Origin of the sequence: Simplicispira psychrophila DSM 11588, assembly GCF_000688255.1 — a bacterium.
GTDB classification, from domain to species: domain Bacteria; phylum Pseudomonadota; class Gammaproteobacteria; order Burkholderiales; family Burkholderiaceae_C; genus Simplicispira; species Simplicispira psychrophila.
Genome location: NZ_JHYS01000016.1, coordinates 33245 through 58857 on the forward strand (window position 1 = coordinate 33245; position 25613 = coordinate 58857).

Sequence of the window (25613 nt, forward strand, 5' to 3'; positions counted from 1 at the left end):
AGAAGGCAAGTAACTCGCCACAATAGCGCACGTATCGCTGTCTTACCCAGAAAACTGCGCAGATGTTGGATGTAGACCGAACAAATCAAACAGCCAAAAAAAATCCCACTTAAAAAGTGGGATTTTTAAATTGGTTGCGCGAGGAGGATTTGAACCTCCGACCTTTGGGTTATGAGCCCAACGAGCTACCAGACTGCTCCATCGCGCGGCAAGTGTTTAGTATAACCTATTTTTAGGCTTGTGTAGAAGTATTTTCTTCTGCAGCGGCGGTACCGCGATCCACCAACTCGACCAGAGCCATGGGAGCGTTGTCACCAACGCGGAAACCCATCTTCAAGATGCGGGTGTAACCACCGGGACGCGTATTGAAACGGGGACCCAGGTCGTTGAACAGCTTGGTGACCATGTCGCGATCGCGCAGGCGGTTGAATGCCAGGCGACGGTTGGCGACGGTGTCCACCTTGGCCAAGGTAATCATCGGCTCAACTACGCGGCGCAGTTCTTTAGCCTTAGGCAGGGTGGTCTTGATGGCTTCGTGCTGCAGCAGCGAATTCATCATATTCTGCAGCATTGCAAGGCGGTGCGAGCTGGTGCGGTTAAGTTTGCGGAGGCCGTGTCCGTGGCGCATGGTGCTTTTCCTTATATATCGTTAAATCGTGCAGCCGTATCAGGTACTGCCCGAGGCACTCCCCTGTATGGGGACCAAAATTATAGCTTAACGCTTATCCAAACCAGCTGGCGGCCAGTTTTCAAGCTTCATACCAAGGGTCAGGCCGCGCGAAGCCAGTACTTCCTTGATTTCATTGAGCGACTTACGGCCTAGGTTAGGCGTTTTGAGCAACTCGTTCTCGGTGCGCTGAATCAGATCACCGATGTAGTAGATGTTCTCAGCCTTGAGGCAGTTCGCCGAACGCACGGTCAATTCCAACTCATCGACAGGACGCAGCAAGATCGGGTCAAAGGTAGAAGCACCACGGGCCGGCGTACGCTCGCCAAAGTCTGGCAAGTCACCATCGCCCAGCTGTGCAAACACGGCCAGTTGTTCGACCAAAATCTTGGCCGATGCGCGCACGGCATCTTCTGCCGTGATGGCGCCATTGGTTTCGATCTCGACGACCAGCTTATCCAGGTCGGTACGCTGCTCAACGCGGGCGCTCTCGACCGTATAGCTGACGCGGCGCACAGGCGAAAAAGAGGCATCCAGCACAATCCGGCCAATCGACTTGGTCGACTCGTCGGCGTGGCGGCGCATACTGCCGGGCACATAGCCACGGCCTTTTTCTACCTTGATCTGCATGTCCAGCTTGCCACCTACCGACAGATGTGCAATCACATAATCAGGGTTAACAATCTCGACATCGTGTGGCGTCTGGATATCACGGGCTGTGACGACACCTTCACCATCCTTGCGCAGGCTGAGCGTGACTTCGTCGCGATTGTGCAGTTTGAACACAACGCCCTTGAGGTTCAACAAGATGTTGACTACATCTTCCTGAACGCCATCAATAGAAGAGTACTCATGCAGAACGCCTGCAATCGTCACTTCAGTCGCTGCATAACCCACCATGGACGAGAGCAAGATGCGCCGAATGGCATTGCCTAGGGTGTGGCCGTAACCGCGCTCGAACGGCTCCAAAGAGACCTTGGCACGGTTGTGTCCAAGCTGCTCTACATTGATAGCCTTGGGTTTCAGCAAATTTGTTTGCATTCAGACTTCCTCTCAATACCCCCAGCTCGTTACACCGGTAAGGCTGGTGAAGCGCCTAAACCGCGATGCCTCGCGGTTTAGGAACGTTTGTCGAAAATTTAGGCTGTGAACCTGCTGCGATTAACGCGAGTACAGCTCAACGATCAGGGATTCGTTGATGTCGGCACCGAATTCATCACGGTCTGGCACCTTCTTGAATACGCCTTGCGTCTTGCTCGCATCCACTTCGACCCAAGCAGGCATGCCCACTTGCTGTGCCAGTTGCAGTGCTTCCGCAATACGAGTTTGCGTCTTTGATTTTTCGCGCACAGCAATCACATCGCCGGCCTTGACCAAGTACGAAGGAATGTTGACCGATTGACCGTTCACGGTCATGGCCTTGTGCGAAACCATCTGACGTGCTTCAGCGCGGGTCGAGCCAAAGCCCATGCGATAGACAACGTTGTCCAGGCGACATTCCAGCAACCCCAACAGGTTGGCACCGGTGTTGCCCTTCTTGCGCTCTGCAGCCTCGAAGTAGCGGCGGAACTGCTTCTCCAGGATGCCGTACATGCGCTTGACCTTCTGCTTTTCACGCAGTTGCAGACCGTAGTCGGAGGTGCGCTGACCCGAAGTGCGGCCATGTTGACCGGGCTTGGAATCGAACTTCGACTTATCGGCAATCGAGCGGCGAGCGCTCTTGAGGAACAGGTCGGTGCCTTCACGGCGGGAGAGTTTGGCCTTGGGGCCTAGGTAACGTGCCACTTGAATATCCTTCTATGTCATCTTCCGCAAATTAATTGCGGGAGCCGTCTGCGGCGTTTTCACGGGCGCAGACGGCGGTGGGCTTCACTGATTAAATACGGCGGCGCTTTTGTGGGCGGCAGCCATTGTGCGGAACTGGCGTCACGTCGGAGATCGACGTAATGCGGATGCCCAGAGCACCGAGGGCACGCACTGAAGATTCGCGACCAGGACCGGGGCCCTTGATTTCGACATCAATGTTCTTGATCCCTTGTTCCATGGCAGCGCGGCCAGCCACTTCGGATGCCACTTGGGCAGCGAATGGAGTCGACTTGCGAGAGCCTTTGAAACCCTGACCACCGGAAGAGGCCCATGCCAAAGCATTGCCTTGACGGTCAGTGATGGTGATGATCGTGTTGTTGAACGATGCGTGCACGTGTGCAATACCGTCAGAAACGTTCTTGCGAACTTTCTTGCGGACGCGCTGGGAAGCGCTATTGGAAGGAGACTTAGCCATATGGTTCTTTCAATCTCTTTATTTTTTCAGCTGCGCTGCACCTTTGCGTGGACCCTTGCGAGTACGCGCATTAGTGCGGGTGCGCTGACCACGCATCGGCAGACCGCGACGATGGCGGAACCCCCGATAGCAACCGATGTCCATCAAACGCTTGATGTTCATCGTCGTCTCACGGCGCAGGTCACCTTCGATGGTGAACTGGGCAATGTGATCGCGAATTTTTTCGAGGTCACCATCCGTCAGATCTTTGATCTTTTTGGAATAGTCGATGCCGCAAGCTTCACAGATCTTGCGTGCGCGAGTGCGACCGATACCGAAAATGGCGGTTAAGCCAATTTCAGCATGCTTGTGCGGCGGAATATTGATACCAGCGATACGTGCCATGTGCGTCCTCTAATACTTTTCTAATCAACCCTGGCGCTGCTTGTGGCGCTGGTCGGTGCAGATCACACGGACCACACCCTTGCGGCGGATGATCTTGCAGTTACGGCAGATTTTCTTGACCGAAGCCGAGACTCTCATTTCATTCTCCTAAAACTTATCGTGTATTTTGGTCAGCTTGACCAAAATACCTCGATGCCCGCGAAATTTCGGGGGACGTTAATTGACTACCCTGCATTGTCCCATGAACCATGCAGATGGGTTTTCACCTGCAGATCGTCGGCCAACACCCCAAACTCAACCCGCAGCACCCGCCTTGAAGTTGGCTTTTTTCAGCAACGATTCATACTGCTGTGACATCAGGTAGTTTTGCACTTGGGCCATGAAGTCCATAGTGACCACCACGATGATCAGCAGCGAAGTGCCACCGAAATAGAAAGGAACGTTGTACTTCAGGATCATGAATTCAGGCAACAGACACACGAATGTGATGTAGACCGCCCCTGCCAGCGTCAAACGAACCAAGATCTTGTCGATATACCGAGCAGTTTGTTCACCCGGGCGAATGCCTGGAATGAAAGCACCACTCTTCTTCAGGTTGTCTGCCGTCTCTCTGCTATTGAACACCAAGGCGGTATAGAAGAAGCAGAAAAAGATGATGGCAGCAGCATAGAACATCACGTAAACAGGCTGACCTGGGGTCAAAGCACCCGAGATGTCCTTCAACCAGCGCATGGACTCACCGGCACTGAACCAATTCACGATCGTCGCTGGCAACAGAATGATCGAAGAAGCAAAGATGGGAGGAATCACACCTGCCATATTCAGCTTCAAGGGCAAATGCGAAGACTGCCCACCATACACCTTGTTGCCCACCTGACGGCGTGCGTAGTTCACCAGAATCTTGCGCTGACCACGCTCGACAAACACCACGAAGTAAGTGACCAACGCCACGACCAGGACAATGAAGATGGCAGCAACGATGCTCATAGCACCCGTACGAACCAACTCCAGCAAGCCACCAATCGAGCCTGGCAAACCAGCAGCAATGCCGGCAAAAATCAGGATCGAGATGCCATTGCCCAAACCGCGCTCAGTGATCTGCTCGCCCAGCCACATCAGGAAGATGGTGCCTGCCGTCAGACTGACCACAGCCGTCATGCGAAAGCCAAAACCTGGTGTCAACACCAACCCGGCAGAGCTTTCCAGCGCCACGGCAATGCCGAGGGACTGGAACAGTGCCAAGGCCAAAGTTCCATAACGCGTGTACTGCGTGATCTTGCGGCGACCGGACTCACCTTCCTTCTTCATCTGCTCGAAGGTTGGCACAGCATAGGTCATGAGCTGCATGATGATCGACGCCGAGATATACGGCATGATCCCCAATGCAAACACCGTGAAACGCGACAGCGCTCCACCCGAGAACATGTTGAACAAGTTCAGAATGCCGCCCTGCTGGCCACTGAACAGCTGCTTAAGCTGCGCTGGATCGATACCGGGCACGGGGATATGCGCCCCGACACGATAAATCACCAGCGCCATCAAGAGAAAAACCAGCCGGCGACGCAAGTCGCCGAACTTGCCGGTTTTTGCTATTTGAGCTGCGCTAGTTGCCACTGGTGCTTTCCTTCAAACAGATTCAGGCGATGCTGCCGCCAGCGGCTTCAATTGCTGCCTTGGCGCCGGCGGTAGCGCCGATGCCATTGAGCTTGACTGCCGTGCTGATTTCACCGCTCTTGATGACCTTGACCACGCGGATCAATTGACCCACGAGACCGGCTTGCTTGAGCACCAGCATGTCCACTTCGGCCAGACCGAGCTGGCCCAGGGCCGTCAAGGTGACTTCAGCGTTGAACTTGAGCGTCGTCGATTTGAAACCACGCTTGGGCAGACGGCGCTGCAAAGGCATTTGACCGCCTTCGAAGCCCACCTTGTGGTAGCCACCCGAACGCGATTTTTGACCTTTGTGACCACGACCAGCGGTCTTGCCCAGACCGGAGCCAATGCCCCGACCGACGCGACGCCGAGCGTGCTTAGATCCGGCTGCGGGTTTGATGGTATTGAGTTGCATCATCAACCTCTCAGAGGACTTTGACCAGATAACTGATCTTGTTAATCATGCCGCGCACTTCAGGGCTGTCCTGGAGTTCGCTGACACTGTTGAGCTTGCGCAGGCCCAGGCCACGCACGGTGGCGCGGTGGGATTCTTTCGTGCCAATCGGGCTGCGAACCAGCTGGACTTTCACGGTTGCTTGTGTAGTCATCGTCATGGCTCCTGTCAGACGAAGAGGTCTTCGACCGATTTGCCGCGCTTAGCTGCCACTGCACCAGGGGTGGTGGAGTTGGTAAGCGCGTCAAACGTGGCACGGACCATGTTGTAAGGGTTCGAGGAACCATGGCTCTTGGCCACAATATCCGTCATGCCCATCACTTCGAACACGGCACGCATGGGGCCGCCAGCAATGATGCCGGTGCCCTTGGGGGCTGGCATCATGACTACGGAAGCGGCGCCATGGTGGCCCGCGACTTGGTGGTGGATCGTGCCGTTCTTCAACGACACCTTCACCATGTTGCGACGGGCCTCTTCCATGGCCTTTTGCACGGCAGCAGGCACTTCCTTGGATTTGCCCTTGCCCATGCCGACGCGGCCTTCGCCATCACCAACGACCGTCAAGGCAGCAAAACCGAGAATACGGCCGCCCTTGACGACTTTGGTGACGCGGTTGACCGCAATCATCTTCTCGCGCATTCCGTCGTCGCGACCTTCGTCTTGGACTCGGGGTTGAAATTTAGCCATTTTTTATTCCGTTCCGCTTAGAACTGCAGGCCAGCTTCACGGGCAGCATCGGCCAAAGCCTTGACGCGGCCGTGATAGGCAAAGCCCGCACGATCAAATGCAACCTTCTCAACGCCGGCGGCCTTAGCCTTTTCGGCGATGCGCTTACCGATGATTTGCGCAGCAGCGGCGTTGCCGCCCTTGCCTGCACCACCCAGCGATTGGCGAATTTCTGCTTCGGCGGTGGACGCAGTAGCGATCACCTTGGTGCCGCAGCCGGAAATCACCGTAGCGTAAATATGGAGGTTCGTACGATTCACCGTCAAACGCGCCACGCCTTGCTGTGCAATGCGGATGCGGGTCTGACGGGCCCGGCGAAGACGCTGCTCTTTCTTGGTCAACATGTTGCAGCTCCTTATTTCTTCTTGGTCTCTTTGATCGTGACTTTTTCGCCCGTATAACGGATGCCCTTGCCCTTGTAGGGCTCGGGTGGACGAATAGCACGGATCTCAGCAGCGATCTGGCCGACCACTTGGCGGTTAGCACCCTTGATCACCACTTCTGTGGGGATGGGAGTAGCCACGGTGATGCCGGCAGGCATCGTCTTATTGACCGGGTGCGAATAGCCCACGGACAAATTCAAGACAGCGCCGTTGGCTTGGGCCTTGAAACCCACGCCGATGAGCGTCAGCTTCTTTTCGAAGCCTGCGCTGACACCTTGCACCATGTTGTTAACCAACTGGCGAATGGTGCCGCTCATGGCATTGGCATCACGGGAGTCGTTGGCAGGCTCAAAAGAGAGCTTGCCTTCGTTGTTGGTCACTTTGACCAAGGCGTTTTGTGCCATGGTCAACAAACCACCAGCGCCTTTGACGCTGATTTGAGCAGCTTCAATCGACACATCCACGCCTGCGGGGATGGTGACTGGCATTTTTGCGATACGGGACATTTCAGTTACTCCTCAATGTCTCGATTTAAGCCACGTAGCAAAGCACTTCGCCACCGACACCGGTTGCGCGCGCTTTACGATCGGTCATCACACCCTTGGGCGTGGTAACGATGGCCACACCCAAGCCATTCATGACGTGGGGGATGGAATCTCGGCCTTTGTACACGCGCAGGCCGGGACGGCTCACACGCTCGATACGCTCGATCACCGGGCGACCGGCGTAGTACTTCAGGGCGATTTCAATTTGGGACTTGCCAGCTTCGGTTTTGACTTCGAATCCGTCAACATAACCCTCGTCCTTGAGCACCTGGACGATAGCGATCTTCACTTTGGAAGATGGCACCGCCACGGTGGCCTTGGAAACCATTTGGGCATTGCGGATGCGGGTCAGCAAGTCAGCGATGGGATCACTCATGCTCATGTTTAATCTCTCCTGCCTGCTTACCAGCTGGCTTTGGTGACACCGGGGATGTCGCCTGCAAAAGCCAGTTCGCGGATCTTGGCGCGAGCCAAGCCGAATTGACGGAAAGTACCGCGGGGACGACCGGTGATTGCACAACGGTTGCGCTGGCGCGTCGGGTTAGCGTTGCGCGGGAGCTTCTGCAGACCCAAACGGGCTGCTTCACGCTCTTCGTCGCTGCGCTTGGCATCGTTAGCAATGGCCTTGAGTTCGGTATGCTTTGCGGCGTACTTTTCTACCAGGTTCTTGCGCTTGAGTTCACGTTGGATCAGAGCTGCTTTAGCCATACGTTGCCTCAGTTCTTGAACGGAAAACGGAAGCCGGTGAGCAGTGCTTTGCACTCTTCATCGGACGTGGCCGTTGTGGTGATGCTGATATTGAGACCGCGCAGGGCGTCAACCTTGTCGTACTCAATTTCAGGGAAGATGATCTGCTCTTTCACGCCGACGTTGTAGTTGCCACGGCCGTCGAAAGCGCGACCGGAGATACCACGGAAGTCACGGACACGGGGCAGCGCCACGGTAACGAAACGGTCGAGGAATTCGTACATCTGCACGCCGCGCAGAGTCACCATGCAACCAATAGCCTGGCCTTCGCGGATCTTGAAACCAGCGATAGCTTTCTTGGCCAAGGTGACCACGGGCTTTTGGCCGGCAATCTTGGTCAGATCAGCTACGGCGTTGTCCATGACTTTCTTGTCAGCAACAGCTTCGCTCACACCCATATTGAGTGTGATCTTGCTCAGACGCGGAACCTGCATTGGCGAGGTGTAGCCGAACTGCTCCATCAGAGCCGGGGCGATTTTTTCGCGGTAGTGTTTTTGGAGTCGTGCCATTTATTGCTCCTTAGGCCGTCTTGACTTCAGCGCCGCTGGACTTAAACACGCGCACGTGCTTGCCGTCTGCCTGCAACTTGATACCAACGCGGTCACCCTTGCCCGTAGCAGCGTTAAAAACGGCCACATTGGACTGGTGAATAGGCATAGCCTTTTCCACGATACCGCCAGTCGTACCCTTCATGGGGTTTGGCTTGACGTGCTTTTTGACCAGGTTGATGCCTTCCACGACTAAGTGGGTCTCATCTTTGCGCAGCGCAACTACGCCACGCTTGCCTTTGTCGCGCCCGGTGAGGACGATAATTTCGTCGCCCTTGCGAATCTTGTTCATCGCGCTGTCCTTAGAGAACTTCAGGAGCCAAGGACACGATCTTCATGAACTTTTCGGTGCGCAGCTCGCGCGTCACCGGTCCAAAGATACGGGTGCCAATGGGCTCCAGCTTTGCATTGAGCAACACCGCAGCGTTGCCATCGAATTTGATGAGCGAACCATCGCCACGGCGGATGCCCTTGGCAGTACGCACCACCACAGCGCTGTAAACCTCGCCTTTTTTGACGCGGCCACGCGGTGCGGCTTCTTTGATGCTCACCTTGATGATGTCACCCACGCTGGCGTAACGACGACGCGAGCCACCCAGCACCTTGATGCACAGGACGGACTTCGCGCCGGTGTTGTCGGCAACGTCTAACCGAGTTTCTGTCTGGATCATGTATTTATTCCCAACTTGCACCAGATGACAAACGGCCCCGGAGAACTTCTCAAGGGCTGCCAATCAGCCAGTCAGTCTTGGGCCCGTCGTCCACGTTGCAAACCATTTGCATCGCTTCTTGCTGGGCAGAGACTTCGCCTTTTTATGAGCGAAGCCCGCTATTTTGCCAAAACAGTCCTGCTGCGTCAAGCATTTTTCATCCCTCACCGCGAGGGAAGCTGCAAATACTGTGCGGCCAAAGCGACAAAAGCCGCCAACTGCGGATCGGCGCCGGTTTCTTGTTGGAGCAGCACGGCCACGGCAGGCGCCAGCGTGGCCGCCAGTCGCGCATCCAGGAACAACGTGCGCCAGCGCCGTGCTAGCACGTCTTCCACCGTGCGCGCGTACTCGTAGCGCGCGGCAAAGCGCACCATGGCCTCGTTCAAACCGCTGCCCAAGTCGTTGGCCGCTCCCGCCAAGCTGCGCACGGCGTCGGCCTCGCCACCATACGAGTGCCAGCCCTGCGCATCGCAGAGTCGGTGCTGCACCGGCCCGGCGGGAGCACCCACCAACGGCAAATGCACCGTGACGCCGCCGACCCGGGGCTGCAGCACGCCGCAAGTGAAGCATTTTTGCAACACATCCTCCGCCATCAGGCGATACGTCGTCCATTTGCCGCCGGTCACCGTGACCAGACCACTGGGGCTGGCCAGCACCGTGTGCTCGCGGCTCAGGTTTTGCGTGTGCTGGCCGTCGTCGCCCAGCGGCTTGACCAGCGGGCGCAGACCGACCCAGAGGCTGCGGATGTCCTGCGCTGTCGGCGCGCGGCGCAAGTAACGCGCCGACTCGCCCAGGATGAAAGCCACTTCCGCATGGAACGGCCGCGGCTCGTATTCAACATTAGGGCGCGGACTGTCGGTGGTGCCCAGAATGAGCTTGCCCAGCCACGGCACGGCAAACAGCACGCGGCCATCCGCCGTCTTGGGCACCATCAGTGCGTGGTTGGTCGGTAAAAACTCGCGATCGACGACGATGTGCATGCCCTGGCTCGGCGCCACCAGCGATGGGGCCGGGCGCTGCATCGCCGCACCGTCTTGCTGGCGCAAGGCATCAACCCAAACACCGGTGGCATTGACCACACAGCGCGTGCGCAGCGTGTAGGGCTGGCCGGTTTCGGCATCTTGGCAGACCACGCCGGCGACGCGTCCGTCCGTGTGCAACAGCTCTTTGGCCGCGCAATAGTTGACCAGCAAGGCGCCGCGCTGCGCGGCCGTGCGCGCCAGCGCCAGCGCAAAACGGGCATCGTCAAACTGGCCGTCCCAGTATTTGACGCCGCCCTTCAGCCCTTGGGGCCGCGCCGTTGGCAGGCAGTGCAACGTTTGCTCACGGCTCAAAAATTCGGTGTGGCCCAAGCCGGCCTCGCCGGCCAGCGCGTCGTACATCTTCAGTCCCGCGCCATACAACGGCGCCTCCCAGTAGTGGTACGACGGCAGCACAAACGCCAGCGGCTGCGCCAAATGCGGTGCGTTGCGCAATAGCGTGCTGCGCTCGTGCAGCGCTTCGTGCACCAGCGTCAGGTTGCCCTGCGCCAAATAGCGCACGCCGCCGTGCACCAGCTTGGTCGAGCGCGACGAGGTGCCCTTGGCAAAGTCGTGCGACTCAATCAGCGCTACGCTAAAACCCCGCGCCGCCGCATCCAGCGCCACGCCCAGCCCGGTCGCACCACCGCCGACCACCACCATGTCGTACACCACCGGCTGCGCCAGCCGGACCAGCAGCTCGGCGCGGTCCGTGGACAAAGGCAAAGGCGCAGAAGAAGAAATGGTCATAGCGTCACCCAAAAAAGCACAGCCAGCCGATTGTGCCCGCGCAGCTGACACGCCCACGACAAATCAAAAATAATAGCTACTAGCGCACGCACCCATTGGGCCAGAGGCACTTTTCACTCTTATTCATGCGTTACGCTGGCGCAGCGCCAGTCGAGCCACTATCCTTGCCCACCATGACCTACCTGCTCGCCCTCGACCAGGGCACCACCAGTTCACGCAGCCTCATTTTTGATGCCCACGGCGCCATCGTCGCTCAGGCACAGCAAGAACTGGCACAAATCTACCCGCGCCCCGGCTGGGTTGAGCACGACCCGTGGGAGATTTGGCGCACGCAGCTCGCCACCGCGCGCAGCGCCCTGCAACAAGCCGGCGTCCAAGCCAGCGCGGTGCGCGCCGTCGGCATCACCAACCAGCGCGAAACCACCGTGCTCTGGCACCGCGCCACCGGCCAGCCGATCCACCACGCCATCGTCTGGCAAGACCGGCGCGCCGAGCCCGCTTGCGCGGCACTGCGGGCACGCGGCTGGGCCGACCGCCTCCAGCAAAAAACCGGGCTGTTGATCGACGCTTACTTTTCCGCCACCAAGCTGCAATGGCTACTGGAGCATGTCCCCGGCGCCCGCACCCAAGCCGAGCGCGGCGAGCTGGCGTTTGGCACCGTGGACAGCTGGCTGATCTGGAACCTAACGCACGGCGCGCGCCATGTCACCGACGTCAGCAACGCCAGCCGCACGATGCTGTTCAACGTCCACCGCAATCAGTGGGACGACGAACTGCTGGAGCTGCTGCAGATTCCGCGCGCGCTGCTGCCCGAAGTGCTGCCGTCGGTCGCCGACTTTGGTGCCACGCACGCCGACGTGCTAGGCAGTGCCATCGCCATTGGCGGCGTGGCCGGCGACCAGCAAAGCGCGCTGTTTGGCCAAGCCTGCTTTTCTGCCGGCATGGCCAAAAACACCTACGGCACCGGCTGCTTTTTGCTGATGCACACCGGCACGCAGTTCCAAACCTCACACAACGGCCTGCTGACCACCAGCGCAGCGCAAACCAGCGCGCAGCCCGCCTTTGCGCTGGAGGGCAGCGTGTTTGTCGGCGGCGCGGTGGTGCAGTGGCTGCGTGACGGCCTGCACGCCATCGAGCACAGCAGCCAAGTACAAGCGCTGGCCGAAAGCGTGCCCGACGCCGGCGGTGTGGTGATGGTGCCGGCCTTTACCGGCCTGGGCGCGCCCTACTGGCAGCCGGAAGCGCGCGGCGCCCTCACTGGCCTGACGCGCGGCAGCACGCTGGCGCACATCGCCCGCGCCGCGCTCGACAGCATCGCCTACCAAAGCACCGCCCTGCTGCAAGCCATGGCCCGCGACACCGTGGCCGCCGGCGGCCAACCGCTGCGCGAATTGCGCGTCGATGGCGGTGCTTGCGTCAACGATTTACTGATGCAATTTCAGGCCGACCTGCTCGGCATTCCGGTGGTGCGCCCGGTCATCACTGAAACCACCGCGCTGGGCGCGGCCTACTTGGCCGGACTGGCCTGTGGCGTCTATGGCGGCACCGACGAACTGACCACTTTATGGCGTGCCGAGCGCCGCTTTGAACCGCGCATGGCTGCTGCACAAGCGCAAGAACATATGGCGCGCTGGGAGCACGCGGTGCGCCAAGCCACGGCGCCCTGACCAGCGCTCGCTACCATCGACACCTTCTCTGCTTTTGCCCACCCCTGCCATGTCCACACCCTCTGCCGCCGCCAGCACTTCAGCCACTGCCACCGCCCCGACCATCGCCTTCATTGGCGGCGGCAACATGGCCAGCGCCATCATGGGCGGACTGATTCGCCAAGGCATGGCGCAAAGTCAAATCGAGGTGGTCGAGCCGTGGGAAGACGCCCGCGCCGCACTGCAATTGCAATACGACATCACCGCCCAAGCCCTGCCCGGCCCCCAGTTAGCCCGCGCCAGTTTGGTGGTCTGGGCGGTGAAACCGCAAACCTTCAAAGACGCCGCCGCGCAAGTACGCTCCTACACGCCCGACGCCGTGCACCTGAGCGTCGCCGCTGGCATCCGCAGCAGCAGCTTGGTGCAGTGGTTGGGTAGCGAGCGCATCGTGCGCGCCATGCCTAACACCCCGGCCCTCATCGGCCAAGGCATGACGGCGCTGTACGCGCGCCCCGGCATCAGCGCGGCTGAGCGCCAGCAGGTCGAGCAGGTGTTGGCCCCCACCGGCCAACTGCTGTGGGTGGAGCACGAAGTACAGCTGGACGCCGTCACCGCGCTGTCGGGCTCCGGCCCGGCGTATGTGTTTTATTTCCTGGAAGCAATGACACAGGCCGGTGTTGATATGGGCCTGTCCGCTGCCCAAGCACACCAGTTGGCGGTGGGCACTTTTGCCGGCGCGTCGGAGTTGGCACGGCGCTCGGACGAATCACCTGCTGTGCTGCGCCAGCGCGTCACTTCCAAGGGCGGCACCACCTACGCCGCGCTGCAGTCGATGGAGAGCGACCACATCGGCCCGTTGATCCAAAACGCCCTGCGCGCCGCCCAGCAGCGCGCGCGTGAGTTGGGGGATGAGTTCGGCGCTTGAAGCAAAACCATAGCTGGTAGCGCTGGTGTTTAAAGGATTTCAGACATAAAACTATCTGAATCGCTTTAAATACTTGCCCTAGCAGCTATCAATTTAAATAATCAGCGCAGCGCGTAGCTCAGTGCAATGCCGGCAAACAGCGTGAAACCAATCCAGTGGTTCTCCCGAAACGCCTTAAAACAGCCCTCGCGCGTGCGCAAACGGATCAGCCACCAGTGCCACACCACCTGCGCCAATACCAACACCATTGCTATATAAAACAGAGCGCCTAACGCAAGCGGCACCAGGGCTAGCGCCCAAAATACCATAAACAGCAGATAAAACAGCACCACGCCGGCCACATCCCACCGGCCCAGCGTGATGGCCGAGGTGCGCATCCCCAGCTTCAAATCGTCATCACGATCGACCATGGCGTATTCGGTGTCGTAGGCCAGCACCCAGAACAGGTTGCCCAGCCACAGCCACCAGGCCACGGGCGGCACAGCGCTCTGCACCGCAGCAAAGGCGATCAGGATGCCGAAGTTGAAGGCAATGCCCAACACGGCCTGCGGCATGGCAAAAAAGCGCTTGGTGAACGGGTACAAGACCGTCACCAACAAGGCCGGCACCGACCACGCCACCGCAGCCCATGTGGTGGTCAACACCAGCGCCAGCGCCAGCAGCGCCAGCACCGCGCCGACCACCAGCGCCTCTTTCACCGAGATTTGCCCCGAGGTAATCGGCCGCTGCACCGTGCGTTTGACGTGGCGGTCAAAGTTGCGGTCGGCCACGTCGTTGATGCAGCAACCGGCGCTGCGCATCAGGATGGTGCCGAGTGCAAACACGGCCAGCAGGTGCCAACCCGGAAAGCCCTCCGCCGCCAGCCACAGCGCGCTCAGCGTCGGCCAGATCAGCACCAGCCAGCCGGCGGGGCGGTTCCAGCGGATCAAATCAAGGTACAGAGACAAACGGCTGCGCGCGGGAGGGGTCATGCCAACAAAAGGATGGTGAAAAACAAAAACCGGCCACGAAGGCCGGTCAGAGTCAATACTTTACCGCAGGCTCAATCAAACGGCTGTGGGCGCTTGGTCTTGTCGCTGGACGGCGGCAGGATGGGCAGCATCATTTTGGGCTGATCGCCGGTCAGGGTCTTCAAGAAGGCGACGATTTTGCCGTTCTCATCGTCCGAGAATTTGCGGCCCAGTTGCAGGCGGCCCATCACGTCCACGGCTTGGGCCAGCGTGTCAGCCGAACCGTCGTGGAAGTAGGGGTAGGTCAGCTCGACGTTGCGCAGCGTCGGCACCTTGAAGTTGAAGCGATCGGCATCGTTGCCGGTGACCGCCGAGCGACCTTCCGCCACGCTGGTGGTCTTGAAGGGCTCGACGACACCCATCTTCTGGAACGAGTTGCCACCCACGTTGGGGCCGTTGTGGCAGGCGACGCAGCCGCTGTCTTTGAACAATTTGTAGCCGGCCAGCTCATCGTTCTTCAAGGCTTTTTTGTCGCCCTTGAGCCACTTGTCAAAACGCGCATTCGGCGTGACCAGGGTTTCTTCAAATGCGGCGATGGCGGTGGTTACTTCGGCAATGCTCAGCTTGTCGTGGCCAAAGACGGTCTTGAACTCGCTCACATACGACGGAATGGAGCGCAGCATGTCGATGGCCAACTCGTGCGTGAAGGCCATTTCGCCCGGGTTGGCAATCGGGCCGCCGGCCTGCTCTTTCAGGTCTTTGGCGCGGCCATCCCAAAACTGCGCCAGGTTCAGGCTGGAATTGAGCACCGTGGGCGAGTTGATCGGGCCTTGCTGCCAGCGGTCGCCAATCGAGGTCTTGATATTGTCCGAGCCGCCCATGCTCAGGTTATGGCAGGAATTGCAGGAAATAAAACCCGATTTGGACAGGCGCGGATCAAACCACAGCTTTTTGCCCAGCTCCACCTGCGCCGGCTGCGTCACCTTAGCGGCAGCGATGGGCTGGATGGGCTCTTGCGCCATGGCAGGAGCGGCGCACAGCAGCGCGGCGGCACACGATACGGCGCCTAGCGCCCAACGAAAAGAATAAACAGTCATTATTAATTCCTCTTTTATTTGAGTGAAAAATATTCGGAATGGTATTTATTGAAAATTCAATTAACACCTTATCTGGATAAATTCTTACACATTTTTAAATCAGTTATTTAATAATTAACTGATTTACTCATGGCAATATGAATTGCATATCGCAAATCCAATTTACACCATTGATATGCATCAAATTCCATAGCATTCAACGCCAAGCCTTGGACGGCAAAAGCAAAACGCCGGTGGCGCCCGTGTAGGGCACCAGCGGCGTTGGCCTGTATCCGTCAGGCGCCCTGCGGCGCACCGACGGTGCGGCGACTTACTCTTCCAGCAGCGAGCGCAGCATCCAGGCGGTTTGCTCGTGCACCGTCATGCGCTGGGTCAGCAGGTCGCAGGTCGGCTCATCGCCGACCTTGTCGGCGGCGGGGAACAGCTGGCGCGCGGTGCGGGCCACGGCCTCATGGCCTTGCACCAGCAGGCGCACCATTTCCAGCGCCTTGGGCGGCTGCGAGGGTGCGTCAGGGATGCTGGCCAGCTTGCCAAAGTCGGCGTACGAGCCCGGCGCCACATGACCGAGCGAGCGGATGCGCTCGGCGATCGGATCGACCGCATTCCACAGCTCGGTGTACTGGCCCATGAACATCAGGTGCAGGGTATTGAACATCGGCCCGGTGACGTTCCAGTGGAAGTTGTGCGTCGTCAGGTACAGCGTGTAGGTATCGGCCAGCAGGTGCGATAGGCCTTGGGCAATCGCGGCGCGGTCTTTGTCGCTGATGCCGATGTTGATGTTGATGTGGGTGGCAGAAGCGGTATTGGCTGGCGCTTTGGGCGCTGCTTTGGACACTGCTTTGGATGCTTTGGCCATGGTTTTCTCCGTTGGGTGGGAATAAAAATTATGACAGCCGCGCCACGCCCGGCAATTCGCAGGCGTAGATGGCGTTGCGCAGCGCGGCAATGGCTTCGTAGCGCGTGAAGCTGCGCCGCCAGGCCAGTACCACGCGGCGCAGCGGTGGCGCGCCGCCGTCGCTCTCGCGCACGGGCAGATAGCGGATATAGGTTTCATCGCTTTGGCGGCGGCGGGTATCGGCCAGCAGCGCCTCGCGCGGCACGGCCAGGCGCGGCACCAGCGTCACACCCATGCCAGCGGCCACCATGTGCTTGATGGTCTCCAGCGACGAGCCTTCAAACGCCTTGCGAATGCCTTCGGTCTGGTTGTTGCCATAGCGGGCAAATTCGGGGCACACCTCCAGCACGTGGTCACGAAAGCAGTGGCCGGCGCCCAGCAGCAGCATGGTTTCGTTTTTCAGCTGCTCGGCACTGACGCTGTCTTGTGCGGCCAGCGCGTGCGTGCTGGGGACTGCCGCCAAAAAAGGCTCGTCATACAGCGGTGCCATGGCCAGACCGGCATCAGGAAACGGCTCGGCCAGGATGGCGCAGTCGATCTCGCCGGTGCGCAGCATCTCCAGCAGTTTGATGGTGAAGTTCTCTTGCAGGATCAGCGGCATCTGCGGGGTGCGCTCAATGGAACGGCGCACCAGTTCGGGCAGCAGGTAGGGGCCGATGGTGTAGATCACGCCCAGCGTCAGCGCGCCGGCCACCGGGTCTTGACCGCAGCGCGCCATCTCCTTGATGGCGGCGGCCTGCTCCAGCACGCTTTGCGCCTGGCGCACAATTTTTTCGCCCAGCGGTGTCACCGTCACTTCACTGGCGCTGCGCTCAAACAGCTTGACCTCCAGTTCTTCCTCCAGCTTCTTGATGGCGACGGACAACGTCGGCTGGGAGACATGGCAGGTCTCGGCGGCGCGGCCAAAATGCTTTTCACGGGCCACGGCAACGATGTATTTGAGTTCGGTGAGGGTCATGGGGGTCTAGCGTGTGTCCGGTTCAGGCCTTGAGGTAATCTGATTTCCCCCCCAGCCAGCGCGCCACATGCTGCGCGGCGAGTGGGGGGAAGCGGTCAAGCATAAGCGGCGCCACGGCGCGCGCCCACTCCAGCAATGCAATATCGGTGGCAAGGTCGGCAAAGCGCAACAGTGCATCCCCCGACTGGCGGGCACCCAGAAATTCGCCAGGCCCGCGAATTTCCAGGTCGCGCCGGGCGATTTCAAAACCGTCGTTGGTTTCTGCCATCGCGCGCAGGCGTTCTTTAGCGGTTTCACCGACGCGGCCGCTGTCGTTGGTGGCGTAGAGCAGTACACAGGCCGAGGCCGCCGCGCCGCGCCCGACGCGCCCACGCAACTGGTGCAACTGCGACAGGCCAAAGCGCTCGGCGTGTTCGATGACCATCAGCGAGGCATTGGGCACGTCCACGCCGACCTCGATCACCGTGGTGCTGACCAGCACACCGATGCGCCCGGCGCTGAACTCGGCCATCACGGCCTTTTTCTCGCTGCCCGCCATGCGCGAGTGCAGCAAGCCCACGGACACCCCTGGCAAGGCTTCGCTCAGGTCGGCGTGCGTGGCGGTGGCGTTGGAGAGGTCGAGCGCTTCGCTTTCTTCGATCAGCGGACACACCCAATACACCTGCCGTCCGGCGTTCACCTGGGCACCGATGCGCGCAATCACCTCGTCCTTGCGGCTATCGGCAATCAGCTTGGTGACGATGGGCGTGCGCCCCGGTGGCAGCTCGTCGATCACCGACACGTCCAAATCGGCGTAGTAGCTCATGGCCAGCGTGCGCGGAATCGGTGTGGCGCTCATCATCAGCAGGTGCGGCTCCATGCCGTGGGCAGCCAGTTTTTGCCGCAGCGCCAAGCGCTGGGCGACACCAAAGCGGTGCTGCTCGTCGATGATGGCCAGCGCCAGGTTCTTAAAGCGCACCTGCTCCTGGATAACGGCGTGCGTGCCGATCACCAGCGCGGCCTCGCCGCTTTCCACCAGCGCCAGCATGGCGGCGCGCTCCTTCTTTTTCTGGCCGCCGACCAGCCAGGCGACGCAGCGGCCATGCACCGCCAGCAGGGGTTCCAGCCAGCCAATCAACTTGGCAAAGTGCTGCTCGGCCAGGATTTCCGTCGGCGCCATCAGCGCGCACTGCCAGCCAGCATCCATGGCGATGCAGGCGGCCAGCGCTGCCACCACGGTTTTGCCCGAGCCGACGTCACCTTGCAGCAGGCGGTGCATGGGCACGGCGCGCGCCAAATCAGCGGCGATTTCTGCGCCGACGCGGCGCTGCGCCGCCGTCAGGTCAAACGGCAGCACCGCCAGCAATTGCTCGTGCAACGGCAACGCGTCTGCCGTGGCCGGCGCCGGCTGCAACACCGGCGCACGCAGGCGGTCGCGCTCGCGGCGCGATTGCTGTTGTGACAGCTGCTGCGCCAGCAGTTCTTCGGCCTTGAGCCGCTGCCACGCCGGGTGGCTGTGGTCTTCCAGCGTCGCCAGCGCGACGTCGGGCGCGGGGTGGTGCAGAAAGGTGAGCGCATCGCGCAGGCTGGGCAAGGGCTGCAAGCCGTTTTGACCATAAAACGCCATCGGCGGCGCGGGCAACTGCGGCGCCAGGGTTTCGGCCCATTCAACACGCTGCAACGCCGTCACCACAGCGCGGCGCAAATAGGCCTGCGGCAGGGCTGCCACCGTGGGGTACACCGGCGTCAGCGCGCGGGGCAGTTCACCGCCGGCAGCGCGAAATGCCGGGTGCAGCATCTGCCGCCCCCAGAAGCCACCCTTGACTTCGCCGCGAATGCGCAGCTGTGCACCCACCGCCAGCGCCTTCAGGTGCGAGGGATAGAAGCTAAAAAACCGCAGCTCGCAGGTGGCGCTGCCATCGTCCACCGCCACCACCAGCTGGCGGCGCGGGTGCAGTTGCACATCGCACGCCGTCACCGTGGCCTCGATCTGCACCACGCTGCCCTCACGCGCGTTTTTCAGCGGCGTAATGCGGGTTTCATCCTCGTAGCGCAGCGGCAAGTGCAGCGCCAGGTCGATCGGACGCACCAGGCCCATCTTCTGCAGGGCTTTTTGGGCCGGGCTGGGGCTGGATTTGGCCGATGGCTTCGGGCCGGAAGAAGGCGGGGTGGCGGCAAACATGTTGGAAAAAGATTAACATGGTTACCTTTAATTACAAGCTGACGCTACAAAGCCCCTGCAGGGTATAGCCGCTAGCATTTTTGATTCTCATGCTCAAGCGAATACGCACCCAAGACCTGACCCTGGGGATGTTTCTCCACGAATTTTGCGGCTCTTGGATGGATCACCCTTTCTGGCGCAGCAAATTTTTGCTCCAGGACAGCCAAGACCTGGTCCGCATCCGCAAAACCAGCATCCAGGAAGTCTGGATCGACACCGCCAAAGGCCGTGACGTGGCCCCCAGCACCGTCGCCATCACGCGCGAGCAGGCCGATGCCGCCATCGACAACGCCTTCAGCCAGCTGGCCGACATGCCCACCTTTCAAGCGCCGCCCGAGGCACTGCAACCGCAGCCCGATCAGCCGCCCACCAGCATGCAAGAAGAATTGGTGCGGGCCGCCGAGATCTGCCGGCGCGCCAAAAGCGCGGTGGTGTCGATGTTCCACGAAGCCCGGCTGGGCCGGGCGCTGGAGGTACCGGATCTGTATGCCATGGTGGAAGAAATCTCCGCCTCCGTCGCGCGCCACCCCAATGCCTTGATCAGTCTGGCGCGGCTCAAGAGCGCTGACGACTACACCTACATGCATTCGGTCGACGTGTGCGCGCTGATGATGGCGCTGGGCCGACAGATCAAGCTGAACGACACCCAGCTGCGCACCGCCGGCATGGCGGGTCTATTGCACGACCTGGGCAAGGCCCGCATTCCGCTGGTCGTGCTGAACAAGCCGGGCAAACTGACCGACGAAGAATTCACCGTGGTGCGCAACCACCCGGTCGAGGGCTACCGCCTGCTGCTGCAAGGCGGCATGCAGGATGCAGCGGTGCTGGACGCCTGCCTGCACCACCACGAAAAAATCGACGGCAAGGGCTACCCAGAAAAGCTCAATGGCAGCACCATCAGCCTGATCGCCAAGATGACCGCCATTTGCGACGTCTACGACGCCATCACCTCCGACCGGCCGTACAAGCGCGGCTGGGACCCGTCCGAATCGCTGCGGCGCATGGCCGAATGGAGCCACACGCACTTTGATCTGCAGTTGCTGCAGGCGTTTGTCAAAAGTTTGGGAATCTACCCGGTGGGCTCGCTGGTGCGTCTGAACTCGGGCCGCCTGGGCGTGGTGATCGAGCAGACCCCCGACTCGCTGCTGCTGCCGCGCATCAACACCTTTTTCTGCACTATCAGCGACCAGCGCATCCCGCCTGAAGTGGTCGATCTGTCCCGCCCCGGCTGCACCGACAAGATCGCCGCGCGCGAAGAGCGCGAGCACTGGCGCTTTGCCGACATCAACACCTTGTGCATGGGCATGGAGCCGCTGCCCTGGTGAGCGCACCTGCCCATCACACACCAGCCAGTTTTAATGACCGCTTTTTTAACCCTGACGCTGAACCCAGCATTGGATTTGTCCACGACCACCGCCCACTTGGAGCACACGCACAAGCTGCGCTGCGGGCCGATGCTGCGCCACCCCGGCGGCGGCGGCGTGAACGTGGCGCGCGTGCTGCACCGCCTGGACGCCGAGGTGCAGGCTTGGCACCTGTCGGGCGGCGTCACCGGCGCGTACATGGGCCAGTTGTTGGCCGCCGAGGGGGTGCCCCTGCACGCGCTGCCGATTGCCGGCACCACGCGCGAAAACATGTCGGTGGTCGAAACCCGCAGCGGCCACGAGTACCGCTTTGTACTGCCCGGACCGACCGTGCTGGCGCATGAATGGCTACGCTGTCTGGAGCAACTCCGCACGCAGGCGCCGCGCTGGCTGGTGGCCAGCGGCAGTCTGCCGCCCGGCGTGCCCGATGACTTTTACGCACGCTTGATCGAACAATCGCGCGCCCACGGTGGCCAGAGCCGCGTGGTGCTCGACACCCAAGGGCCGGCACTGGTGGCGGCGCTACAGGCCGGCGTGTACTTGGTCAAACCCAGCCTGCGCGAACTGCGCGAGTTGACCGGCGCAGCGCTGAGCGATGCGGCGCAGTGGCGCGCCGCCGCGCACGCGCTGGTGCGCAGCGGCCAGGCCGAAATGGTGGCGTTGTCGGCGGGCGAACACGGCGCTGTGCTGGCCACGCAGGGCGGCGTATGGCAGGCGAACGCCCTGCCGATCGCCGCCAGCAACGGCACCACCGGCGCCGGCGACTGCTTTCTGGCCGCCCTGCTGTGGGCCCTGGAGCGCGGCGAAGCACCGGGCGAAGCGCTGCGCTGGGGCGTCGCCGCCGGCAGCGCTTCGCTGCTGGCCCCCGGCTCGGCGCTGGCACAGCAGGCCGACATCACCCGGCTGCTGGCGCAAGTAGTCCCCGTCCAAGCACTGTCCACTGACCCGGCAGCGCCGTAACCGCCCGCACCAAGAACTATCACATCAATAGCTTATAACGCATGGCCCACGCGGCTCTGAGGCCAATTTGTCTTAATTTTCGTAACTGCGCAGACCCTCTTTCCAAGAGACCTCGTCCATCAAAGACTGACAACCCAGTATGTTGAGAACTCTTAAAAAAACCTCTCACGCCATGTCACGCACGCACCCCTCCCTCTCGTTATGGGCGCTTGGTTTGGTCATGGCCAGCCTGGGCACCACCGCTGCGGCCAACGCCCCTACCCCTGCCGCCAACCATTTGGCCCAGATTCAAACCACCGGGCAGGTGCGGGTCTGTATCTGGCCGGATTACTACAGCATCTCCCTGCGCGACCCGCGCACACAGCAGCTCTCGGGCATTGACATCGACCTGGCGCACGAGCTGGGTCGCGACCTGGGCGCCAGCGTGCAATTTATCGACAGCTCCTTTGCCCGCCTGGTACCGGATGTGCTGCAAGAGCGCTGCGACGTGGCCATGTTTGCCATTGGCATCATCCCGCAGCGCCAGCAAGTGCTGCGCTTTACGCGGCCCTATCTGGCCAGCGACGTGATGGCCATCACCACGCGCAGCAACCGCAAAATCCGCACCTGGGCCGACATCGACCAGCCGGGCATCGTCGTGGCCGTGGCCAAGGGCACGCTGCACGAGCCCCTGATGCGCGAGCGCCTGAAAAACGCCGAGCTCATCGCCCCCGCCACCCCGCACGCGCGCGAACAAGAGGTGCAGTCGGGCCGGGCCGATGTGTTCATCACCGACTTTCCGTACTCGCGCCGTATGCTGGAAACCACCGACTGGGCGCGGCTGGTGACGCCCTCCAGCACCTACCACATCACCTCCTATGCCTGGGCCGTCAAGCCCGGCGACGATGCCTGGCACGCCCGTCTGGAGCAGTTCATGCAAACCATCAAGCGCGATGGCCGCCTGCTGGCGGCCGCGCGCAAGCACAAACTCGACCCCATCGTGGTGACGGACTGAACGCCTCTCGTATGCCCCAATCCCTATGGCCCTTAACAGAGCGGGCCGCTGCGCGCGTGTCCGCACCCCGGCGGCTGGCGCGCAGCCCGCTGTTCTTGCTAATTGGTTTGCAACTCCTGCTGGCGCTAGCCGTGGCCATGGGGGTGTGGGCCGCCAGCGCATACTTGCGCCGCCTGGCGCTGAGCGACATGCTCAGCCATGCCCAGGAACAGACCCGCAGCTTCGAAGACAACCTGTCGCAAAGCTTCAACCTGCTGCACACGCATCTGCGCGCCCTGACGACAGAGCGCCCCGACCTGTTCCGTGAGCCGCAGCAGTTGAGAAGCGCCTTGGTTGCGTTACAACAAAAGCTGCCCTATATCCGCTCCCTGTCCGTCGTGGATGCACAGGGCACGGTGGTCATCAGCACCCACGCGGCGAACCTGGGGCATCAGCCCCCTCTGGGGCCGCTGCTGCCCCAGATGGCGCAGGGTACGCCGGGCGTGCTGCGCTTTGGCCACCCCTGGCGGGGACGCGACTTTGCCGACGGCAGCCCCTGGCCGCCTGAGCGCCAGGCGGGGCCGGTAACAGATGCAGGGTTTTTCCCCGTCACCCTGGTACTGCCCGAAGCGCCGCAGTGGCGTCTGGTGACGACGATCAACTCCGACTATTTCATCAACTTGGCACTCAACCACCAAGTGTCGGTAAAACTGCGCCACAGCCTCTATGCCGACGACGGCACACTGCTGTTTTCCAGTGCCAAAGACGCGCAACCCGGCGTTGCGCTGGCCCCGCAGGGCCCGTTGGTGCACATTCTGGAGCGCCAGATCGGCACTGCGCAGTGGCCGCCGGCGCAGGACCAAGATGCCCAGTTGGCCACCTTTCGCGTCTCGCGCAGCCACCCCTGGTTTGTGCTCTCGCAGGCATCGCGCCAGGAAGTGTTGCGCCCCTGGCAGCAGCAAACGCACAGCCTGGCCCTGATTGCGGCCTTGACGGTGGCCGTGTTGTTGCTGGTGACCGGCGCCTTGACATGGCGCGTGCAGCGCACGCTGGCGCGCGAAGAGCGCTATCTGGAAGAAAGTCGCCTGGCGGCCAACATGTTTTCACGCAGCAGCGACCTGATTGCTATCACCGATGGCCACAAGCGGGTATTGACCGTGAACCCAGCGTTTGAGCAAGGGCTGGGCTTCAGCGCCCAGGAAGTGCTGGGGCGCAGACTCGGAGAATGGGTCGATGGACGCCCCGCGCCAGCCAACTTTGCCGAGCTGTGGACGGCGATGGACAGCCACGGCACCTGGCAAGGCGAAGTGCAGGAGCAGCGCAAAGACGGCAGCACGCTGACGGGCTGGCTGGCGGTGAACGCCATCCGTGACAGCCAGCGCCAAGTAGTGAACTACGTCGGCGTGCTGCGCGACCTCTCGCGCCTGCATGAAGACGAGGCCACCATCCGCAAACTCTCGCTGGCAGTGGAGCAAAGCCCGGTCAGCATCGTCATCACCTCCACCGAACCAGTCATCGAATACGCCAATCCGCAGTTCTTCCGCTCCACGGGCTACACCCCGCAGGAGGTGCTGGGGCGCAACCCGCGTGTGCTGCAATCGGGCCAGACCCCCAAGGCCACCTACACGGCCATGTGGGCGACGCTATGCGCTGGCCAGATGTGGCTGGGCGAATTCGTCAACCAACGCAAAGACGGCAGCCTCTACATCGAAAGCGCCACCGTGGCGCCACTGCTCGATGCGGCAGGCCGCACCACCCACTACATGGGCATCAAACAAGACATCACCGCCCAAAAAGCGGCAGAAAACGCCCTGCGCCTGATGGCCAACGTGATAGCCCAGACACACGACGGCGTGATGGTGTGCGACGCCCAGCAGCACATCATCGACGTGAACCCCGCCTTTACCCGTATCACCGGCTATACCGAGGCAGAAGTGCTGGGGCGCAAGCCCAGCCTGTTGTCTGCGGGCAGCAAGAACCGTGGGCAATATGCAGACATGGAGGCCGCCCTGCACGCGCACGGACACTGGCAAGGGGAGTTCTGGAACCGGCGTAGCGACGGCAGCCTGTACGCCATCGCCAGCACACTGAACACGGTGTGCAACGACGCCGGCGAGGTCACGCACTACATCAACGTGTTCAGTGACGTGACCGAGCACAAGCACCAGAACGAGCACCTGAAGTTGCTGGCCCATTTCGACCCGCTGACGCACTTGCCCAATCGCACCTTGCTGGCCGACCGCCTAACGCAGGCCATGGCACGCGTGCTGCCCGAGCAGCAGCAGTTGGCCGTGTGCTTCATGGATCTGGATGGCTTCAAGGCCGTCAACGACACCCATGGCCACGAGGCCGGCGATGAGCTGCTGGTCATCGTGGCACGGCGCCTAGAGGCCAATGTCCGCACCAACGATACCGTGGCCCGGCAGGGAGGCGATGAGTTCGTCCTCCTGCTCAGCGGCCTACCCGATCCGGCGGAGGGCGAACGCGCCGCCGAGCGGCTGCTACGGGCCGTGCGTGAACCGATCGTGGCCCACGGGCATACCGTGCAGGTGGGCGCCAGCATAGGCATTGCGCTGTACCCGCAAGACGGCGACGACCCCGAAACCCTGCTGCGCTGCGCCGACCAAGCCATGTACCAAGCCAAGCAGGGCGGACGCAACCGCTGGGTGTTCTATACCCCGGGCATGGCTGAGGTGCCCAGCACACTGCGCAACCCAGCCATCGAGAGCGGCAAAAAAGAACTACTCAGCGCCCTCTGACGGAGGCCAGCCATGACAC

At 61.1% G+C, this 25613-nt stretch carries 29 protein-coding genes and 1 tRNA gene; 6 read left to right on the forward strand and 24 right to left on the reverse strand.

The window, feature by feature from the left end:
* Positions 1 to 131: 131 nt before the first annotated feature.
* From Q390_RS0114215 to Q390_RS0114305, 19 genes are all read right to left on the reverse strand, one after another.
* Positions 132 to 208, reverse strand: a tRNA-Met gene (locus tag Q390_RS0114215).
* Positions 209 to 232: 24 nt separating this feature from the next.
* Entirely contained in the window at positions 233 to 628 is a 396-nt protein-coding gene (gene rplQ, locus Q390_RS0114220; RefSeq protein ID WP_027996662.1) for a 50S ribosomal protein L17, read from the reverse strand.
* 87 nt (positions 629 to 715) lie between these two features.
* Complete coding sequence (locus tag Q390_RS0114225; RefSeq protein WP_027996663.1) at positions 716 to 1708, reverse strand: DNA-directed RNA polymerase subunit alpha; 993 nt, start codon at positions 1706 to 1708, stop codon at positions 716 to 718.
* A gap of 120 nt (positions 1709 to 1828) precedes the next feature.
* The gene (rpsD, locus tag Q390_RS0114230) at positions 1829 to 2452 is read right to left on the reverse strand and encodes a 30S ribosomal protein S4 (protein WP_027996664.1); all 624 of its coding nucleotides are present in this window, start codon (positions 2450 to 2452) and stop codon (positions 1829 to 1831) included.
* A gap of 91 nt (positions 2453 to 2543) precedes the next feature.
* Positions 2544 to 2948 (reverse strand): 30S ribosomal protein S11, encoded by a 405-nt coding sequence (gene rpsK / locus Q390_RS0114235; RefSeq protein WP_027996665.1) that lies wholly within the window; start codon positions 2946 to 2948, stop codon positions 2544 to 2546.
* Positions 2949 to 2966: 18 nt separating this feature from the next.
* Positions 2967 to 3332, reverse strand: coding sequence for a 30S ribosomal protein S13 (gene rpsM, locus Q390_RS0114240; RefSeq protein WP_027996666.1), 366 nt, complete (start codon positions 3330 to 3332; stop codon positions 2967 to 2969).
* Between the two features lie 24 nt (positions 3333 to 3356).
* Complete coding sequence (gene rpmJ, locus Q390_RS0114245) at positions 3357 to 3470, reverse strand: 50S ribosomal protein L36 (protein ID WP_003050535.1); 114 nt, start codon at positions 3468 to 3470, stop codon at positions 3357 to 3359.
* A gap of 156 nt (positions 3471 to 3626) precedes the next feature.
* Complete coding sequence (gene secY / locus Q390_RS0114250; RefSeq protein WP_027996667.1) at positions 3627 to 4946, reverse strand: preprotein translocase subunit SecY; 1320 nt, start codon at positions 4944 to 4946, stop codon at positions 3627 to 3629.
* 22 nt (positions 4947 to 4968) lie between these two features.
* Complete coding sequence (rplO, locus tag Q390_RS0114255; RefSeq protein ID WP_027996668.1) at positions 4969 to 5400, reverse strand: 50S ribosomal protein L15; 432 nt, start codon at positions 5398 to 5400, stop codon at positions 4969 to 4971.
* Positions 5401 to 5410: 10 nt separating this feature from the next.
* Positions 5411 to 5593 (reverse strand): 50S ribosomal protein L30, encoded by a 183-nt coding sequence (rpmD, locus tag Q390_RS0114260; RefSeq protein WP_027996669.1) that lies wholly within the window; start codon positions 5591 to 5593, stop codon positions 5411 to 5413.
* A 14-nt stretch (positions 5594 to 5607) separates the two neighbouring features.
* Complete coding sequence (rpsE, locus tag Q390_RS0114265; RefSeq protein ID WP_027996670.1) at positions 5608 to 6126, reverse strand: 30S ribosomal protein S5; 519 nt, start codon at positions 6124 to 6126, stop codon at positions 5608 to 5610.
* A gap of 17 nt (positions 6127 to 6143) precedes the next feature.
* Entirely contained in the window at positions 6144 to 6509 is a 366-nt protein-coding gene (gene rplR, locus Q390_RS0114270; protein ID WP_037473122.1) for a 50S ribosomal protein L18, read from the reverse strand.
* An 11-nt stretch (positions 6510 to 6520) separates the two neighbouring features.
* On the reverse strand, positions 6521 to 7054 hold the full coding sequence (gene rplF / locus Q390_RS0114275) for a 50S ribosomal protein L6 (RefSeq protein WP_027996672.1): 534 nt from the start codon (positions 7052 to 7054) through the stop codon (positions 6521 to 6523).
* 25 nt (positions 7055 to 7079) lie between these two features.
* A complete protein-coding gene (gene rpsH / locus Q390_RS0114280; RefSeq protein WP_027996673.1) occupies positions 7080 to 7475 on the reverse strand; it encodes a 30S ribosomal protein S8 in 396 nt (131 codons plus the stop codon).
* 20 nt (positions 7476 to 7495) lie between these two features.
* Positions 7496 to 7801 (reverse strand): 30S ribosomal protein S14, encoded by a 306-nt coding sequence (gene rpsN / locus Q390_RS0114285; protein WP_027996674.1) that lies wholly within the window; start codon positions 7799 to 7801, stop codon positions 7496 to 7498.
* 8 nt (positions 7802 to 7809) lie between these two features.
* A complete protein-coding gene (gene rplE, locus Q390_RS0114290) occupies positions 7810 to 8349 on the reverse strand; it encodes a 50S ribosomal protein L5 (RefSeq protein ID WP_027996675.1) in 540 nt (179 codons plus the stop codon).
* A 10-nt stretch (positions 8350 to 8359) separates the two neighbouring features.
* On the reverse strand, positions 8360 to 8680 hold the full coding sequence (gene rplX, locus Q390_RS0114295) for a 50S ribosomal protein L24 (RefSeq protein ID WP_027996676.1): 321 nt from the start codon (positions 8678 to 8680) through the stop codon (positions 8360 to 8362).
* A gap of 10 nt (positions 8681 to 8690) precedes the next feature.
* Positions 8691 to 9059, reverse strand: a complete 369-nt coding sequence (gene rplN / locus Q390_RS0114300; protein WP_027996677.1) for a 50S ribosomal protein L14 — start codon at positions 9057 to 9059, stop codon at positions 8691 to 8693.
* Between the two features lie 203 nt (positions 9060 to 9262).
* Positions 9263 to 10867: a glycerol-3-phosphate dehydrogenase/oxidase gene (locus Q390_RS0114305; RefSeq protein ID WP_027996678.1), complete on the reverse strand. Its 1605-nt coding sequence runs from the start codon at positions 10865 to 10867 to the stop codon at positions 9263 to 9265.
* A 173-nt stretch (positions 10868 to 11040) separates the two neighbouring features.
* On the opposite strand from Q390_RS0114305, the gene glpK reads away from it, so the two are divergent.
* Positions 11041 to 12534, forward strand: coding sequence for a glycerol kinase GlpK (gene glpK, locus Q390_RS0114310; RefSeq protein ID WP_027996679.1), 1494 nt, complete (start codon positions 11041 to 11043; stop codon positions 12532 to 12534).
* 49 nt (positions 12535 to 12583) lie between these two features.
* Positions 12584 to 13438 (forward strand): pyrroline-5-carboxylate reductase, encoded by an 855-nt coding sequence (gene proC, locus Q390_RS0114315; protein ID WP_027996680.1) that lies wholly within the window; start codon positions 12584 to 12586, stop codon positions 13436 to 13438.
* Between the two features lie 101 nt (positions 13439 to 13539).
* Here proC and ubiA read toward each other — a convergent pair whose 3' ends face one another.
* From ubiA to recG, 5 genes are all read right to left on the reverse strand, one after another.
* Positions 13540 to 14409, reverse strand: coding sequence for a 4-hydroxybenzoate octaprenyltransferase (gene ubiA / locus Q390_RS0114320; protein WP_027996681.1), 870 nt, complete (start codon positions 14407 to 14409; stop codon positions 13540 to 13542).
* Positions 14410 to 14480: 71 nt separating this feature from the next.
* Positions 14481 to 15485 carry a cytochrome-c peroxidase gene (locus Q390_RS0114325; RefSeq protein WP_156949913.1) on the reverse strand — a complete coding sequence of 335 codons (1005 nt, stop codon included), beginning with the start codon at positions 15483 to 15485 and terminating at the stop codon, positions 14481 to 14483.
* A gap of 310 nt (positions 15486 to 15795) precedes the next feature.
* Positions 15796 to 16341 carry a Dps family protein gene (locus tag Q390_RS0114335; RefSeq protein WP_027996683.1) on the reverse strand — a complete coding sequence of 182 codons (546 nt, stop codon included), beginning with the start codon at positions 16339 to 16341 and terminating at the stop codon, positions 15796 to 15798.
* A 28-nt stretch (positions 16342 to 16369) separates the two neighbouring features.
* Positions 16370 to 17338 (reverse strand): LysR substrate-binding domain-containing protein, encoded by a 969-nt coding sequence (locus Q390_RS0114340; RefSeq protein ID WP_027996684.1) that lies wholly within the window; start codon positions 17336 to 17338, stop codon positions 16370 to 16372.
* 22 nt (positions 17339 to 17360) lie between these two features.
* Positions 17361 to 19499, reverse strand: a complete 2139-nt coding sequence (recG, locus tag Q390_RS0114345; protein WP_027996685.1) for an ATP-dependent DNA helicase RecG — start codon at positions 19497 to 19499, stop codon at positions 17361 to 17363.
* A gap of 89 nt (positions 19500 to 19588) precedes the next feature.
* On the opposite strand from recG, the gene Q390_RS0114350 reads away from it, so the two are divergent.
* The 4 genes from Q390_RS0114350 to Q390_RS19215 all read left to right on the forward strand — a co-directional run bounded on the left by Q390_RS0114350 (position 19589) and on the right by Q390_RS19215 (position 25594).
* Positions 19589 to 20863, forward strand: a complete 1275-nt coding sequence (locus tag Q390_RS0114350; RefSeq protein ID WP_027996686.1) for a cyclic di-GMP phosphodiesterase — start codon at positions 19589 to 19591, stop codon at positions 20861 to 20863.
* A gap of 33 nt (positions 20864 to 20896) precedes the next feature.
* Positions 20897 to 21862 (forward strand): 1-phosphofructokinase family hexose kinase, encoded by a 966-nt coding sequence (locus Q390_RS0114355; RefSeq protein ID WP_027996687.1) that lies wholly within the window; start codon positions 20897 to 20899, stop codon positions 21860 to 21862.
* A gap of 172 nt (positions 21863 to 22034) precedes the next feature.
* Positions 22035 to 22856, forward strand: coding sequence for an ABC transporter substrate-binding protein (locus Q390_RS0114360; RefSeq protein WP_027996688.1), 822 nt, complete (start codon positions 22035 to 22037; stop codon positions 22854 to 22856).
* 11 nt (positions 22857 to 22867) lie between these two features.
* A complete protein-coding gene (locus tag Q390_RS19215) occupies positions 22868 to 25594 on the forward strand; it encodes a sensor domain-containing diguanylate cyclase (RefSeq protein ID WP_084153932.1) in 2727 nt (908 codons plus the stop codon).
* Positions 25595 to 25613 lie beyond the last annotated feature (19 nt).

Bases quoted from the DNA above. Each gene is read 5' to 3' on its own strand.
- proC (WP_027996680.1), top strand. From the start codon at position 12,584: ATGTCCACACCCTCTGCCGCCGCCAGCACTTCAGCCACTGCCACCGCC.
- rpmJ (WP_003050535.1), bottom strand. From the start codon at position 3,470: ATGAGAGTCTCGGCTTCGGTCAAGAAAATCTGCCGTAACTGCAAGATC.
- rpsH (WP_027996673.1), bottom strand. From the start codon at position 7,475: ATGAGCATGAGTGATCCCATCGCTGACTTGCTGACCCGCATCCGCAAT.
- glpK (WP_027996679.1), top strand. From the start codon at position 11,041: ATGACCTACCTGCTCGCCCTCGACCAGGGCACCACCAGTTCACGCAGC.
- Q390_RS19215 (WP_084153932.1), top strand. From the start codon at position 22,868: ATGCCCCAATCCCTATGGCCCTTAACAGAGCGGGCCGCTGCGCGCGTG.
- rpsK (WP_027996665.1), bottom strand. From the start codon at position 2,948: ATGGCTAAGTCTCCTTCCAATAGCGCTTCCCAGCGCGTCCGCAAGAAA.
- Q390_RS0114305 (WP_027996678.1), bottom strand. From the start codon at position 10,867: ATGACCATTTCTTCTTCTGCGCCTTTGCCTTTGTCCACGGACCGCGCC.
- ubiA (WP_027996681.1), bottom strand. From the start codon at position 14,409: ATGACCCCTCCCGCGCGCAGCCGTTTGTCTCTGTACCTTGATTTGATC.
- Q390_RS0114360 (WP_027996688.1), top strand. From the start codon at position 22,035: ATGTCACGCACGCACCCCTCCCTCTCGTTATGGGCGCTTGGTTTGGTC.
- rplR (WP_037473122.1), bottom strand. From the start codon at position 6,509: ATGTTGACCAAGAAAGAGCAGCGTCTTCGCCGGGCCCGTCAGACCCGC.
- rplX (WP_027996676.1), bottom strand. From the start codon at position 8,680: ATGAACAAGATTCGCAAGGGCGACGAAATTATCGTCCTCACCGGGCGC.
- rpsN (WP_027996674.1), bottom strand. From the start codon at position 7,801: ATGGCTAAAGCAGCTCTGATCCAACGTGAACTCAAGCGCAAGAACCTG.
- rpsM (WP_027996666.1), bottom strand. From the start codon at position 3,332: ATGGCACGTATCGCTGGTATCAATATTCCGCCGCACAAGCATGCTGAA.
- Q390_RS0114350 (WP_027996686.1), top strand. From the start codon at position 19,589: ATGCTCAAGCGAATACGCACCCAAGACCTGACCCTGGGGATGTTTCTC.
- rplF (WP_027996672.1), bottom strand. From the start codon at position 7,054: ATGTCCCGTATCGCAAAAATGCCAGTCACCATCCCCGCAGGCGTGGAT.
- recG (WP_027996685.1), bottom strand. From the start codon at position 19,499: ATGTTTGCCGCCACCCCGCCTTCTTCCGGCCCGAAGCCATCGGCCAAA.
- Q390_RS0114325 (WP_156949913.1), bottom strand. From the start codon at position 15,485: ATGACTGTTTATTCTTTTCGTTGGGCGCTAGGCGCCGTATCGTGTGCC.
- Q390_RS0114340 (WP_027996684.1), bottom strand. From the start codon at position 17,338: ATGACCCTCACCGAACTCAAATACATCGTTGCCGTGGCCCGTGAAAAG.
- rplN (WP_027996677.1), bottom strand. From the start codon at position 9,059: ATGATCCAGACAGAAACTCGGTTAGACGTTGCCGACAACACCGGCGCG.
- rplQ (WP_027996662.1), bottom strand. From the start codon at position 628: ATGCGCCACGGACACGGCCTCCGCAAACTTAACCGCACCAGCTCGCAC.
- Q390_RS0114225 (WP_027996663.1), bottom strand. From the start codon at position 1,708: ATGCAAACAAATTTGCTGAAACCCAAGGCTATCAATGTAGAGCAGCTT.
- Q390_RS0114355 (WP_027996687.1), top strand. From the start codon at position 20,897: ATGACCGCTTTTTTAACCCTGACGCTGAACCCAGCATTGGATTTGTCC.
- Q390_RS0114335 (WP_027996683.1), bottom strand. From the start codon at position 16,341: ATGGCCAAAGCATCCAAAGCAGTGTCCAAAGCAGCGCCCAAAGCGCCA.
- rpsE (WP_027996670.1), bottom strand. From the start codon at position 6,126: ATGGCTAAATTTCAACCCCGAGTCCAAGACGAAGGTCGCGACGACGGA.
- rplO (WP_027996668.1), bottom strand. From the start codon at position 5,400: ATGCAACTCAATACCATCAAACCCGCAGCCGGATCTAAGCACGCTCGG.
- rplE (WP_027996675.1), bottom strand. From the start codon at position 8,349: ATGGCACGACTCCAAAAACACTACCGCGAAAAAATCGCCCCGGCTCTG.
- rpmD (WP_027996669.1), bottom strand. From the start codon at position 5,593: ATGACTACACAAGCAACCGTGAAAGTCCAGCTGGTTCGCAGCCCGATT.